We start from the raw sequence: 14,222 nt of genomic DNA on the forward strand, positions 1-14,222 counted from the left end.
CGAGACGGGCGAAGGTCGGTTATGACGCCTGCCCCGGCTTTTCACCTCGCCGCGCTCCCTGCACCACCGCGTCATGGAGAGCGTGGTATCTGCGCGAGACGGTGCGAGCGAGGCCCGGTACCGCCAAAGTCGACGACTTTCAGATGGCCTGTGAACTCAGCGGCCTTTGAGTGACCATCCTCGATGCCTGACAGCGGACGCGCGGGCATTCTCATCCCGGATCGAGGACTTCGGGGGCCGATCCCCCTCTGCGGAGGCTAGGGCCTGTCCGGCGGATCGTGGCCGGGGTCGGGGCAGAGGGGGATGACGCCGGGTTCAGCAGGTGGTGGGTGCGGTCCTGTTGACGAAGCGGTCCGCGAGCCAGGGCAGTCCGTCGGCGCTGGTGGCTTCGGTCGCGGCGATGTGGCCGGGGACGATGTTGCCGGAGAACTTCACCGTCGTACCCAGGCGGCACCAGTCGGCGGCAAGGGTCTTGCCGACCTGCTGGGGGATGACGTCGTCCAGGGCGCTGTGGGAGAGCAGGACGGGCACGGCCGGCCTGCGCTTGCCGAGCTGCTGCTCGGCCACGATCGTGTCCCACGGGACGCGTCCGAGGCGCTCGGTCAGCGGGCGCCCGTCGACGGTCAGGAAACGCGAGTTGAGGAAGGGGTATTTGGCGAGGGCCTGCGTCGTGCACAGGTTGTCCCGCAGGTCGTTCGTCACGCGCTTGCCGTGGGCGGTGAGATACGGGCCGATGTCGATGCCGTACGAGGTGGCCAGCCCCGAGAGCGCGTAGTTGAAGAACGCCCCATAGGCGGAGCCGTCCATGCTCGCGGCCACCTTGTTCATGTCCGCGGGCGGAGCGCCGACGACCGCGCCCCTGATCTTCAGCTCGGGCGCGTAGGTGGGGGCCAGCTCGGCTGCGGATGCTGCCGCGGCGCCACCCTGGGAGTAGCCGTATAGGGCGACCGGACCGGCGTCCGGCAGATCCACGGCGTCCAGACGCTGGGCCGCCCGGACCGAATCCAGGACCGCGCGGCCCTGCGCCTCGCGGTCCAGGTAGGTGTGGACTCCGGGTGTGCCGAGCCCCTGGTAGTCGGTCACCACCACGGCATAGCCCTGGTCGAGGAGCTTCTTGATGGGCAGCGCCTCGTACTCGGTGCCTTCGGCGAGCTGCCGGGAGGGGGCGCACTTGTCGGCCAGGCCCTGGGTGCCGGGGGCGAAGGCGATGATCGGGCGCTGGCCGGCGCGGGGAGTCGTGGGACTCAGCACGGTGCCGGTGACGGCGATGGCCCTCCCGGTGCGGTCGGTGGTGCGGTACATGATGCGGTGCACGCTCGCCTTGACCTTGATCGCCTTGAGCGGGTCCAGGTAGAACACGGCCGGCTCCGAGCTGATCGCGTCGCCGTTCGCGGCGGGCCGGCTCGTCGGACGCAGGGTACGCGGCTGGTCTGCGGCGGCGGCCGCCTCGCCGGAGGGCACGGTGAAGGTGAGTACGGCGGAGGCTGCGGCGGTGAAGGCTGCCACGGCACGCCCGCCCAGGGCGCGACGACAAAGCACGAGGGCTCCTCGGTCAGGGAAGAGGGAAGATCCACTACCTATCCGAGGTCGGGCGGTCGACCGTGTAGATATACCTGAGTGTCGCGTTTTGCTCTGAACTCCTTTTATGCGGTAATCACCCCTTTGCGACCACACGCTGACGTTCTTTCAGATGCCCTTGGCGGCCGGGACGGACTGGGTCGCGCCGCGGCCCGACGAGTAGACCCCCGGCGCGGCCCTCGTTGGGGGGCGGCGGGCCGGGGGTCCTGTCCCTGTCGGTTCCGGTCAGCCCGTGCCGTAGGAGAGCCATGTCCCGACAAGCCCCTGCTGCCCCGCCCCGGGAACGGACCAGTCGCAGACGCCGTACGGGAAGATCACCTTCAGTGCGCTCAACTGCACGTCAGTCACCGGTGTTTGGTAGTCATCGGGGGTCACGGGCCGCTTGCGGCACTTCACGATGTCGTTGGCCACATCGGCGCCGGCGACCATCCGAGGCGAGGTCCACACCGGGTAGAGCGTGTTGCACGCCGTATTGCCGATGCCCTCGACCTGCGGCTCCTCGATCTTCTGCGCGCCGATGCCACGCGTCCAGCAGGCATCCGTGAGGCCCGTCGGCCGATTCCGGACGATCTTGTCGATGGGGGCGCCGTCCCCCGCGTCCCCCTTGATGGCGGTCAGCCACCGGTCCATGTCGGACACCATCCCGGCGAGCGTGAACCCGTGCCCGCTGGAGCGGGTCAGCATGACCTGGTTGGCGTGGGTGCCGTTGGCCTTGTCCAGCCGTGCCCGGGTGGAGAACGAGTGGAAACGCATGTGCATGTCACCGGTCGCCGCGTCGTCCACGTAGTCGCGGTAGTCGATGATCGGCACGTTCGCGAGCCCACCACCGCCGTTGAGCAACCGGCCCGTGCGATAGGCGAGCCGCACCGCCGCGAGATCGGCGGCGGTACGCGCGGCGACTGGCTTGGCGTCGGAGTCGAGTCCGCCGATGCGCCGGTTCAGGTCGATGAACTGGTCCATGTCGATGGTGCCGTCGTTCAGGGCCTGGAGCCCGTACTGGATCCCCGTGTTGTCCAGCGGCCTGCGCGCCTTCCCGGTCTCCGGGTCCTTGCCGTACACGTTCACGGTGTGGCTGTAGACGTCACAGCGCGCACCGCCCGGGTTGGTCGCGGGGTCGTAACGCTGTGCCGCGGGCAGCTGGGCCGGGCAGTACACCGTCGGGTCGATCCGTCCGGCCGCCCTGGCCAGGCTGCCGATGCTCTCCCACTTTCCGAACCCGGAGACCGCCCGCTGCTGCTCCTGGGTGAACGCGTCGGGCGCGACCTGAGTGAAGTAGTGGTTCAGGAGCTGTGCGTCGCTGAGCGTCTGGACCGTCCCGAAGCCGACGTCGGGGAAGCTGCAGCCGGAGAGGATTCCGTCGAGCAGCCCCGGGTAGTTGTCGGCGATCTGATGGGTCTGGTACGAGCCGCCGGAGCAGCCGTTGCCGATGGTGAAGGCCGGTTCGCCGTACGTCTCCACGAAGTGTTCCTTGACCATGCTCATGGTCTCGGCGGCCAGGACGTCGTTGCAGTTGTTGCCGAAGACGTTGAGGGAGGACGACGCGACGCCGTACCCCTTGCTCAGATACGCGTCGTTCATGATGCCGACGGTGTTGCGGCCCTGGACGTACCAGCCGCCCGCACAGCCCCCGCCGAAGCCGTACACCAGCCGCCCGTTCCAGCCCGGACCGCGCTGCAGCGGGTCGGGGTCGGGGGACTGCGGATCGTGCAGTACGGCCGTCTCGTAGATGGCGCGGTTGATGGTGCCGGTCTCGACGCGGACGATGTACGGGACCTTCACGCCGGTACTCGTCGTGGCGGTCGCGAGGTCGGCGGGGCGTACGGCCGGGTCGGGCAGGGGGACGAACTTGCCGGCCGTGGTGCGGTACATGTAGTCGACGCGGGTCTTGATCGAGCAGTCCTGGTCGAGCGGCGGCCCGAGGGTGACGCCGGTGATCGTCTTGAACTCGGCGGTGTCACAGACGAACGGCTGTTCGTGCGGTCCGGAGAAGATCGGGCCGGTGACCGGGTGGTTCTTCAGGGTCAGTTGCCCGGATTCCGCTCCCGGGGCGCTCGCCGTGAGGAGGTTGTCACCTTGGGACAGCTCCTTGACCACGCCCGTCAGCGCGTTGTCGCCGGAGGGCCGGAAGGCCGAGGTCACATCCCGGCCGCCCACCTCGACCCGTACCGTGCCGGCCGGTGTCGACGCGGGCACCTCGACGCGTATCAGGGCGTCGTCGCCCGACACCGTGCCGGGCCGTGACGACAGGGCCGTCACCTGGAGCTGCCCGCCGTCCAGGCTGCTGGCCGGCGTCGCTGCCGCGCCGACCAGTACGCCCATGATCGCCAGACCGGCAAGGCCCAGCCGGGCCGGTCTCCTCGTGGCTGCGGTGAAAGTCACGATGGAATTCGCCTCACTTCCTGAGTGGGATTGCGTACTCGATGTCCGGACGCGGCAGGTCACCAGTTGGTGAACGCCCCGTCCGCCGCGCGCAGATGAGGCCGCTCGGCCGCGGTGGCCTGGTAGCGGCGTGCGGCCTCCCGGTCGATGTCGACGCCGATGCCCGGGAGTTCGCTCATCTCCACCCGACCCGGAACGATCGTCGGCCGCGCGGTGAACAGCGCGGCGATCTCCGGATCCGGATCGGTCTGGTGCTCCTGGATCGCCACATTCGGGCAGGCCAGATTGAGCTGGAGCGACGAGGCGGCGGTCACTGGCCCGAGCGGATTGTGGGTGGCCAGCTTGATGTGATGGGTCTCCGCCATCGCCGCGATCTTCTTCGCCTCGGTCAGGCCCGCGGCCACCCCGACGTCCACGCGGGCGTAGTCGATCAGGTCGCCCTCGATCAGGGTCCTGAACTCCCATTTGGAGCCGTACTGTTCGCCTGCCGCCAGCGGTACGCCGGTACGCGCCCGCAGCATCCGGTAGCTGTCCGGGTTCTCGCAGCGCAACGGGTCCTCGACGAAGTACGGGCGGGCCGCCTCGATCTCCCGGCACAGCGTCAGCGCCTCCGGCGGATCAAGCCGCGTGTGGACGTCGAGGATCAGCTCCACCTCGTCGCCGACCGCGCCCCGCACCTGGTGGAAGAGGTCCACCGAGTCCCGCAGGCAGCGGCGGGCATCGAGGGTGTCGTCCGCGTCGTGCGGCGAGGCGAACCGCAGATGGCGCCAGCCCTCGGCGACCAACTCGCGGCAGCGGTCCAGGAACCACTCGCGGTCGTGGTACCCGTCACCGACGTGCACATAGGCGGGTACGTGATCACGTACCCGGCCGCCGAGAAGTTCATGGACCGGTACGCCGAGCGCCTTGCCGCGGATGTCCCACAGGGCCACGTCGACCGCCGCGATGGCGGCCCCGAGGATGCGGTCGGCGGGAAAGAAGCCCCGCCGGAACATCACCTGCCACAGATGCTCGATCCGTCGCGGATCCTCGCCGACGATCAGCTCCGCGAGATGCTCCAGGCCCCCCGCGACCGCCCGCTGCCGCGATCTGATGCCGACCTCGCCCAGACCGTGGATGCCCTCGTCGGTGTCGACCACGACCAGCATCATGCTGTCGCCGTGGTCGGGGAGAGTCAGCACTTCCAGGCCGGTGATCTTCATTCCACTCCTCTATGAAAACGTTCCCGCAACGTCAGCATCTTTCTCGGGAACGCATCATTGGGGGCAGTCGAGTCCCAGCGCAAGACCCTTGCAGTGAGTGGGATTCCGTCGACGATCAAGTCGTGTCACACGTCTTGACACTTCCCGGGAACGTTCGCAAGCATCAACCGCGTTGGCAGGATTCAGACGACGAGGAGGCCGTCCGTGGGAGTCACGATCCGGGAGGTGGCGAGTGCCGCCGGTGTCTCCGTCTCGACGGTGTCCCGTGCGTTCACCGCGCCCGACCAGGTGCAGCCGGCGACCCGGCAGCGCATCCTCGACGCCGCGGCCGAGCTGGGCTACTCCGCCAATCCGGCGGCGCGTTCGCTGCGCGGCGGCTCCACCGGAACGCTCGGCCTGATCGTCCCGGACATCGCCAACCCGTTCTTCCCGCCGATCATCAAGGCGATGCAGGCCCGCGCCCGCCGTCTGGGCTACACGGTCCTGGTCGCCGACAGCGACGAGCGCGAGGCGGACGAACTGGCCGTCATCGCGGCCGTGTCCAAGCGGGTCGACGGCCTGATCCTGTGGGCCTCGACCCTCACCGAGGGGCGCCTCCATGAACTCGCGGGGCGGATGCCGCTGGTGGTGGTGAACCGCCACGTCCCCGGGATCCCCGAGGTCCGCATCTCACTCTCCGCCGGGATCGCCCAGGCCGCCGAGCTGCTGAAGGCGTACGGTCACCGGCGCTGCGTCTTCGTCAACGCCTCCCGCGCCGAACTGAGCCGCGGCAAGTCCATCCAGGAGTCCTTCGAGGCGCTCGACCTCTCCCTGCACGAACTCGGCCCGTACGAGCCGAGGTTCGAGACGGGTGTGCACGCCGCCACCCTGGTCGCCGCTCACGAGGCCACCGCCGTGATCGCCCACAACGATCTGGTCGCCCTCGGCGTGCTGCACCAGATGGCCAACCTCGGCATGAGCGTGCCCGGCGACGTGAGCGTCATCGGCATCGACGACACCCTGCTGGCCTCCGTCTCCACCCCCGGCCTCACCACGATCAGGATCGACCCCGAGGAGATCGCCACCCGTGCGGGTGACCTCCTGATCGAGACGATCGCCGGCTCAAGGGAGCGTAAGGCCAAGGGACTTGATGCCACGTCCCCCATCGTGGAGATCGGCTCCCGCCTGATCCCCCGTGCTTCCACGGGCCCCGCGCCCACCCGCTGATCCCCAGCGAACACAACACCGCACCGAGCTCACCCCTGCCCTTCTTGGAGCCGTCATGCCCAGAAACTTCCGCTATGCCGCCATATGTGGCTCCATGGCCTTGACCGTGACCCTCGCGGGCTGTTCCTCCCTCACCCCGACCGGCGCCGACACCTCCGGCGATCTCGTCCTCCGGGTGCAGGGGATGCCCCCGGCCACCGACAAGCCGGGCCTCGCCCTCTTCAAGAAGCAGGTCGCCGACTTCGAGAAGGCCCACCCCGGCATCAAGGTCAAGGGCTCCACCACGGTCTTCGACCCGCTGACCTTCTCCGCCAAGCTCTCCGGCGGCAACGTCGAGGACGTCATCAAGGTGCCGCTGACCGAGCCGCAGCGACTCATCCAGCAGAAGCAGGTCCAGCCGATCACCGGGCAGCTCAAGGAGTGGCAGCACTTCAAGGAGTTCAACCCGCAGGTGCTCCAGCAGCTCACCGACGGCGGCGGCGACGTCTACGGCGTACCGCAGAACCCCTACGCCCAGGGCCTGGTCTACAACCGTGAGCTGTTCGAGCAGGCCGGCCTCGACCCCGACAAGCCGCCGGCCACCTGGGAAGAGGTCCGCGCCGCCGCGCAGGCGATCAGCGAGAAGACCGGCAAGGCGGGCTTCGTCCACGAGTCCAAGGACAACCAGGGCGGCTGGCAGCTGACCATGCTCTCGTACGCCTTCGGCGGCGAGCTGCAGAAGCAGGAGGGCGGCAAGTACACCGCCACGCTCACCGGGGAACCGACGAAGAAGGCGCTGCGGCTGCTCAAGGACATGCGCTGGAAGGACGACTCGCTCGGCAAGACGCTGCTGGTCAACCAGAACGATGTGATCAAGCAGTTCGCGGCCGGACAGGTCGGCATGTTCATGGGCAGCCCGGGGACGTACCGGCTGGCGAAGATGCAGTTCGGCATGGAGAACATCGACGTCTTCGGGGCCGCCCCGATGCCGCAGTCCGGCGGCGACGCGACCCTCACCGGCGGCGACATCTACATGGTCCCGAAGTCCGCCGACAAGAAGCACGCGGCAGCGGCCGTCGACTGGCTGACCTTCGCCTACGCCAAGCCGCAGTACAGCACCGAGATCGCCGCCGCCCAGGCCAAGGCGCTCTCGGCCGACCCGAAGTCCGCGGTGGGCGTACCGACCCTGCCGGTCTTCGACCGGAAGCGGCAGACCGAGATCAACGCCGCGATCAAGCCGTACGTGAACGTGAAGCTGGACCACTTCAAGCCGTACATCGACGGGCTCACGACGCTGGAGCTGAAGCCGGAGCCGCCGTACCAGGCGCAGAAGCTGTACACCGCGCTCGACCCGGTGGTCCAGGCCGTGCTCACCAAGCGCGACGCCGACATCGACTCCCTCCTCGCCTCGGCCGAGAAGGACGTCAACGCACAGCTCGCCGCGGACCAGAAGTAGCCGGCCGATGACTCTGCTCACTCCCTCCCGGAGCACCGCCGCAGTGTCCAAGGAGCCCGTGCCGAAGTCGCCGCCGATGCGGCGGGAGCGTGGCACCGGGGCCCGCAAACAGCTCACGGCCTGGCTGTTCCTCGTCCCCGCACTGCTCGTCTTCGGGCTCTTCGCCTGGTGGCCGATCGTGCGCAGCCTGCTCCTCAGCTTCCAGCGCACCAACCTCGTGGAGCCGGCCGTCTGGGTCGGCCTGGACAACTTCCGTACGCTCTTCGACGATCCGCTGCTCACCACCGCCGTCGGGAACACCCTCTTCTTCGTGGCCCTCGGCCTGCTGATCGGTTTCCCGGCGCCACTGATCCTCGCCGCCGTCATGTCGACCGTGCGACGCGGCGCCGGCGTCTACCGCTTCCTCGTCTACCTGCCGGTCGTCATCCCGCCGGTCGTGGCGATCCTGCTCTGGAAATGGTTCTACGACCCCGGCAGCGGCCTCTTCAACAACATCCTCGGCAAGATCGGCCTCGGCCCGTACCCCTGGCTGGAGTCCTCCGACAGCGCCATGCTCTCGCTCGTCCTGGAAGCCACCTGGGCCGGAATGGGCGGCGCCGTCCTCATCTACCTCGCCGCCATGGTCTCCATCCCCGGCGAGCTCTACGAGGCCGCCGAGGTCGACGGAGCCGGCATCTGGCGCCGCATCTGGCACGTCATGCTGCCCCAACTCCGTTCCGTCATCGGCCTGTTGCTTCTCGTCCAGCTGATCAACACGGTCCAGGTCTTCACCGAGCCGTACGTCTTCACCGGCGGCGGACCCGACAACGCCACCCTCACGGTCCTGCTGTTGATCTTCCGATACGCCTTCCAGGACGGCGAGTACGGCCAGGCCGCCGCCCTCTCCTTCCTGATGGTGCTTGCCCTCGCCCTGCTTTCCGCGGTCTATCTGCGGGCCACCCGCAGCTGGAGCACGTCATGACCACAGCACTCACCACGTTCGTCTCGACGAACGACCGGCAACGGCCCGGCGTCCGCGCCGCCGTGCGCTCCATCCAGGGGTTCACCCTGATCCTGCTGCTGCTCATCGGCATCGGACCGCTGTACTGGATGCTCAAGGGCGCGGTCTCCCCGCCCACCGAGCTCACCACCCAGCCGCTCGCCCTCTGGCCGGACCGCGCGGCCCTCGGCAACTTCGCCACCGCGTACACCGACCTCAGCGTCGGCCGCTATCTGATGAACACCTTCCTGGTGGTCGGCGGATCGTGGTTCGTGCAGCTCTTCGTCTCGGCCACGGCGGGCTTCGCGCTCTCCGTGCTCAGGCCGAAGTTCGGCAAGGTCGTCTACGGGGCGATCCTGGCCACCATGTTCGTGCCGTACACGGTGAACATGGTCAGCCTCTTCATGACCGTGATCGACGTGCCGTTCCTGCACCTCAACCTGGGTGACACGTACTGGGCGATCTGGCTCCCGGCCGGCACGAACGCCTTCACGGTGCTGCTCGCCAAGCAGTTCTTCGACGCCCTGCCCAGGGAGCTGTTCGACGCGGCACGGGTCGATGGGGCGAACACCCGGCAGCTGCTCACCAGGATCGTGCTGCCGATGAGCAAGCCGGTGATCGCCGTGATCAGCCTGCTCGCGGTGATGCACTCCTGGAAGGACTTCATCTGGCCGCTGGTCGCCATCACCGACCCCGAGAAGCAGCCGATCAGCGTCGCGCTGGCGCAGCTCGCCACGCAGGCCCCGCAGGACCAGCTGATCGCCGCGATGGTGCTCGCCGTCGCCCCGCCGGTCCTTGTCTTCGTCGTCTGCCAGAAGTACATCGTCGCCGGGCTCGGCTTCACCGGCGTCAAGGGCTGAGTCCCACCACTCGCACCCGGACACAAAAGAAGGGCACCTCCATGTCAGTCGCCCGACGCAGACTCCTCCAGGGCACGGCCCTCACCGCCGGCGCCGCACTGCTGCCGAACGTTCCGGCGTACGCAGCCGCCGACCCGGTCACCGTCGAGGCCGACGGCATCAAACTGGTCGGCCGCAGCGACGGCAGCGTCCTCGTCCAGGACGGTGCGGGAACCGACCGCGTCCTCCTCAGCCACTTCATGATCAAGGACACCGCGCTCGGCCAGCAGCGCACCTTCGGCGGCAGCCCCGCCCTGATCACGCTCGCCGACGGACGGCCCGCGATCCAGGTCACGTACACGATGGGGAGCAGCGCGCCCGGCGTCACCGTGCGCGGCACCTTCGACGTCACCGTGCGCAAGGCGCACCTGAAGTGGGAGGTCGCGGGCTCCGGCACGCTCACCCCGTCCGGCTTCCAGTTCTCCCGCACGGTGTACGGGGCGAGCGCGCCGGAGTCGTACGAAGCGCTGACCGTCTGGGCGCGGGACGCCCGGGGCGGCATCCCGTACGAGGTGAACGCGGGCGGGACGTACGTGGAGACGTGGGAGGGGGCGAAGGGCTTCTTCTGCCTCTCCTCCACCAACCCCGCCAGCACGAACGCCACATGGATCCATGCGCCCGGCACCTCGACCGGCGCGGGCACCGCCGTCACCGAGGCCGATCTGGTCCTCGGCGACCTGCGGCCGCGCGCGGCGGGCACGATCGCCGCCAAGCGGCCGCTCGGCGTGGAGGTGTGGACCGACCAGCCGTTCAACCTCTACACGTCGGCCGGGCAGACGATGACGCTCAAGGCGCAGGTCGTCAACGGGTCGGGAGCCGCCCGGAAGGTGACCCTGACCTGGTGGGCGCGGGACTTCGGCGGCAAGAAGATCGGCGGCGGGACCCTCTGCAAGGACCTCGCGGCAGGCGCCGCCTGGAACGCCTCCTTCCCGCTGACCTCTCCCTCGCAGAACATCGTGTTCACCGGTGTGGAGGCGGTCAGCGGTGCTGACACGGCAATCGCCCGCACCAATCTGAGCGTGCTCCCGGAGTTCGCGTACCAGGCCGGCAAGGAGTCGATGTTCGGCCTCGCCAACTACCCCTGGCTGCTCCAGCCCAGCAAGGAAGCCGTACTCGGCCTGGTCAAGACGCTCGGCATCAAGTGGATCCGGATCGCCTACGCGGGCGCCCCCGGCATCGACATCGCGACCCTCGACGCCAACGGCATCGGCCACAACGTGCAGCTCAGCGGCATCCCCGTGGGCGGCAGCCCCGAGCAGATCGCCGCCTGGGCCGACACCAACGTCGCCAAGGCCCTCGCCGCCGACGCCGCGTACTTCGAGGTCAGCAACGAGGTCAACCAGCCCTGGATGTCCGGCCGCGGCGCCGACGCCTACGTCCGCGACGGCCTGCGCCAGGTCACCACCCGCCTCGCCGCGGCCGGCTCCACGATGAAGGTCATGAACGCCGGCCTCGGCGGCATGGACCACATCTGGACCAAGAACTTCCACGACGCGGGCGGCTGGGACCTCATCGACGTCTTCGCCTTCCACCCCGGCCGCGGCAACTTCACGCCCGACTTCGCGCCGCCGCCGGAGGAGTGGACCCAGGGCTCGTCCGGCACGTACTGGAACTTCCTCGGCGCCCTGCGCAAGGCACGGCAGGTCATGGCGGAATACGGCGGCGACAAGGAACTCTGGCTCACCGAGGCGTACGCGCCCACCCGCCCCAACGTCTGGTGGGGCGACACCTACCGGCACGCCGCCGAGAACACGCTGCTCTCGCTCGCCCTCGCCAAGTCGGAGAACGTGCGCGCCGTCAACTGGTACCAGCTGCACGACTCGATCATCCACCACCCGCAGGAGGCCGACCCGGCCAACCCCGAGTACTACTACGGCCTGATGAACCGCGACACCAGCGCCAAGCCGTCGCTGCTGGCCTTCGCCACGGCCGCCCGGGTCCTGGACCAGGCCGAGTTCGTCCGCCATCTCGCCTTCGCGGACCAGGACATCAAGGGGCTGCTGTTCACGACTCCCGATGGGCCGGTGTCGATCCTCTGGAGCCGCAAGGACGGCTACATCCTCAACTCCGAGCACGGCGAGGACCCTTGGTACGCGTCGCCGGAGCCGTGGGTCGACACCTGGACGACCAGGACCGAGGTCGTGGCCGAAGCGGCCGCCGGCACCGTGCGCGAGCTCGACTGCATCGGCCGGGAACGCTCCCTGAAAGCCTCCGGCGGCAAGATCACACTCACCGTCGACGGCGCCCCGCGCATCTACTACGGCCTCGCCGCCGATCCCGACCGCAAGCCCGGAACCAGGGGACGTACCGCATGAGGAACGAGACCGCACGGCACGACATCACCGTCGTCGGCGGCGGCCTGGCCGGGGTCTGCGCGGCCATCGCCGCGGCCCGCCTCGGTCGGACCGTCGCACTGATCAACAACAGGCCGGTGCTCGGCGGCAATTCGAGCAGCGAGGTCCGCGTCTGGGTGTGCGGCGCGACCGGCCACGGCAAGAACCACCATGCCCGCGAGGGCGGCATCATGGGCGAGTTGCTCGTGGAGAACCAGTACCGCAACCCGGACGGGAACCCGTACTACTGGGACGCCGTGGTCCTGGACGCGGTACGCGCCGAGCCCGGCATCACGCTCTACCTCAACACCGATGTGCGCGAGGTCGAGGCCGAGGGCCCGGACGACGCCCGGCGGATCACCTCGGCCACCGGCTGGATGATGGGATCCGAGCGCCGCATCCGCTTCGAGAGCCCCGTCTTCCTCGACTGCACCGGAGACGGCCTGATCGGCCACCTCGCCGGCGCCCACCACCGCATCGGCCGTGAGGCGCGCGACGAGTTCGAGGAGGCGTGGGCCCCGGAGTCGGCCGACGCCATCACTCTCGGCTCCACGCTGCTCTTCTACACGAAGGACGCCGGGCGTCCGGTGAAGTTCGTGCCGCCGGACTTCGCCAAGGACATCAGCACCACCTCCATCCCGCAGCGGCGGATCATCAAGGCGGGGGACAACGGGTGTGCGTACTGGTGGATCGAGTTCGGCGGCGAGCTGGACACGGTGCACGACAACGAGCGGATCCGGGACGAGCTGTGGTCGGTGATCTACGGGATCTGGGACCACATCAAGAACTCGGGCGAGTTCGACGCGGCGAACATGACGCTGGAGTGGGTCGGTTCGGTGCCCGGGAAGCGGGAGTACCGGCGCTTCCTCGGTGACTACGTGCTGCACCAGGGGGACATTCTCGGGCAGACGGAGTTCGCCGACCGGGTCGCCTTCGGAGGCTGGTCGATCGATCTGCATCCGCCGCAGGGCATGTACGCCACCGAGTCGGGGGCCAAGCAGCTCTACGCGGACGGGATCTACCACATCCCGTACCGCAGCCTGTACTCGGTGAACACCGAGAACCTGCTGTTCGCCGGGCGGAACATCTCCGCCAGCCATGTCGCGTTCGGCTCGACCCGGGTCATGGCGACCTGCGCCACGATCGGGCAGGCGGCGGGCACGGCGGCGGCCCTGTGCGCTGCCGGGAAGCTCGCGCCGCGCGAACTCTCCGTATCCGAGCTGCACCGGGTGCTGCTGCGCCAGGACGCCTCGCTCATCGGGCTGGCTTCGACGGACCCGGAGGACCTGGCGCTGCGGGCGACCGCAGTCGCGTCATCTGCCCTGTCCTGCCTGGCAGTCGAGGACTCCGACGAGCCGTGGCCGCTAACGGCGGACGCCGGACTCGTCCTTCCCGCCGACCCGGACCTCACCGGCCTTGAACTCCTGGTCGACGCCGACCGTGAAACCGAGCTCGTGATCGACCTCTACGACCCCGAACTCGGCCAGAACTACGTCCCGCGCCGCCTCGTCACCTCCACCACCCTGCCGGTCGCCGCCGGCCGCCGGCAATGGCTCAAGACCGGCCTGGACTGGTCCCCGGACACCCCGCGCAACGCCTTCCTCGTCATCCGCGCGAATGACGCGATCGCCCTGCACCGCGCCGACCGGCCGACCCCCGGCGTCCTGTGCTTCACGCGTGTCCCGCTGCGTCCCCAGGACGAATCCCCGCAGCTGCTGCGCGAGTGGACGGACGCCGGTCTGCTGCGCCGTACCTTCTGCTTCCGTGCGGGGGAGACGGCGGCGTACGCCCCGGCCAAGGCCGTCGACGGCTACGCCCGCCCGTACGCCGGACCGCACATGTGGGTCTCCGCGCCCCTGGCGGACGATCCCTCGCCCTGGCTCTCGCTCACCTGGCCCGAACCGGTCACCCTGGGCCGCATCGAGGTCATCGCCGACGACGACGTCAACGAGGACCTGATCAACCTGCACCACCACCGCACCCCCTTCGACACCCTCCCCACCCTCCTGTGCGACTACCGCGTCGAGGCGCGGGACGCGGACGGCACCTGGCGCGTGATCGCCCGCGCGGAGCGGAACCGACGACGCCGCCGGTCGCACACGCCGTCGGAGCCGGTCACCACATCGGCCGTCCGGATCGTCGTCGAAGCCACCAACGGCACGGACTCGGCGCACCTCGTCGCCGTACGCGCCTACGCGGCGGGGGAGTGAC

9 protein-coding genes are annotated in these 14,222 nt (G+C 69.1%); 6 read left to right on the plus strand and 3 right to left on the minus strand.

Annotated features, from left to right (window positions below; all coding sequences use genetic code 11):
- Positions 1-315: 315 nt before the first annotated feature.
- From ACZ6K0_RS21930 to ACZ6K0_RS21940, 3 genes are all read right to left on the minus strand, one after another.
- Entirely contained in the window at positions 316-1,506 is a 1,191-nt protein-coding gene (locus tag ACZ6K0_RS21930) for an alpha/beta fold hydrolase (protein WP_469229735.1), read from the minus strand.
- Between the two features lie 297 nt (positions 1,507-1,803).
- Positions 1,804-3,957, minus strand: coding sequence for a DUF6351 family protein (locus ACZ6K0_RS21935; protein WP_469229737.1), 2,154 nt, complete (start codon positions 3,955-3,957; stop codon positions 1,804-1,806).
- A 59-nt stretch (positions 3,958-4,016) separates the two neighbouring features.
- The gene (locus ACZ6K0_RS21940; protein WP_469229739.1) at positions 4,017-5,159 is read right to left on the minus strand and encodes a mandelate racemase/muconate lactonizing enzyme family protein; all 1,143 of its coding nucleotides are present in this window, start codon (positions 5,157-5,159) and stop codon (positions 4,017-4,019) included.
- Between the two features lie 204 nt (positions 5,160-5,363).
- Between ACZ6K0_RS21940 and ACZ6K0_RS21945 the strand changes: the two genes are divergently transcribed.
- Genes ACZ6K0_RS21945 through ACZ6K0_RS21970 form a run of 6 tightly spaced genes read left to right on the plus strand, consistent with a single transcriptional unit; the run spans position 5,364 to position 14,221 of the window.
- Positions 5,364-6,365: a LacI family DNA-binding transcriptional regulator gene (locus ACZ6K0_RS21945; RefSeq protein WP_469229740.1), complete on the plus strand. Its 1,002-nt coding sequence runs from the start codon at positions 5,364-5,366 to the stop codon at positions 6,363-6,365.
- Positions 6,366-6,420: 55 nt separating this feature from the next.
- A complete protein-coding gene (locus tag ACZ6K0_RS21950; protein WP_469576735.1) occupies positions 6,421-7,800 on the plus strand; it encodes an ABC transporter substrate-binding protein in 1,380 nt (459 codons plus the stop codon).
- Between the two features lie 7 nt (positions 7,801-7,807).
- Positions 7,808-8,761 (plus strand): carbohydrate ABC transporter permease, encoded by a 954-nt coding sequence (locus ACZ6K0_RS21955; RefSeq protein ID WP_469229744.1) that lies wholly within the window; start codon positions 7,808-7,810, stop codon positions 8,759-8,761.
- Entirely contained in the window at positions 8,758-9,639 is an 882-nt protein-coding gene (locus ACZ6K0_RS21960; protein WP_376403817.1) for a carbohydrate ABC transporter permease, read from the plus strand. Before ACZ6K0_RS21955 ends, ACZ6K0_RS21960 begins: the two co-directional genes overlap by 4 nt.
- A gap of 41 nt (positions 9,640-9,680) precedes the next feature.
- On the plus strand, positions 9,681-11,993 hold the full coding sequence (locus tag ACZ6K0_RS21965) for a hypothetical protein (protein WP_469229746.1): 2,313 nt from the start codon (positions 9,681-9,683) through the stop codon (positions 11,991-11,993).
- A complete protein-coding gene (locus tag ACZ6K0_RS21970; protein ID WP_469229748.1) occupies positions 11,990-14,221 on the plus strand; it encodes an FAD-dependent oxidoreductase in 2,232 nt (743 codons plus the stop codon). Before ACZ6K0_RS21965 ends, ACZ6K0_RS21970 begins: the two co-directional genes overlap by 4 nt.
- Position 14,222: the final 1 nt, after the last annotated feature.

This window comes from Streptomyces sp. NPDC042346 (assembly GCF_055581845.1).

What these genes read in the sequence shown, in the direction of transcription:
- ACZ6K0_RS21940 (WP_469229739.1), bottom strand. Translation starts at nt 5,159, where the DNA reads ATGAAGATCACCGGCCTGGAAGTGCTGACTCTCCCCGACCACGGCGAC.
- ACZ6K0_RS21950 (WP_469576735.1), top strand. Translation starts at nt 6,421, where the DNA reads ATGCCCAGAAACTTCCGCTATGCCGCCATATGTGGCTCCATGGCCTTG.
- ACZ6K0_RS21955 (WP_469229744.1), top strand. Translation starts at nt 7,808, where the DNA reads ATGACTCTGCTCACTCCCTCCCGGAGCACCGCCGCAGTGTCCAAGGAG.
- ACZ6K0_RS21960 (WP_376403817.1), top strand. Translation starts at nt 8,758, where the DNA reads ATGACCACAGCACTCACCACGTTCGTCTCGACGAACGACCGGCAACGG.
- ACZ6K0_RS21965 (WP_469229746.1), top strand. Translation starts at nt 9,681, where the DNA reads ATGTCAGTCGCCCGACGCAGACTCCTCCAGGGCACGGCCCTCACCGCC.
- ACZ6K0_RS21970 (WP_469229748.1), top strand. Translation starts at nt 11,990, where the DNA reads ATGAGGAACGAGACCGCACGGCACGACATCACCGTCGTCGGCGGCGGC.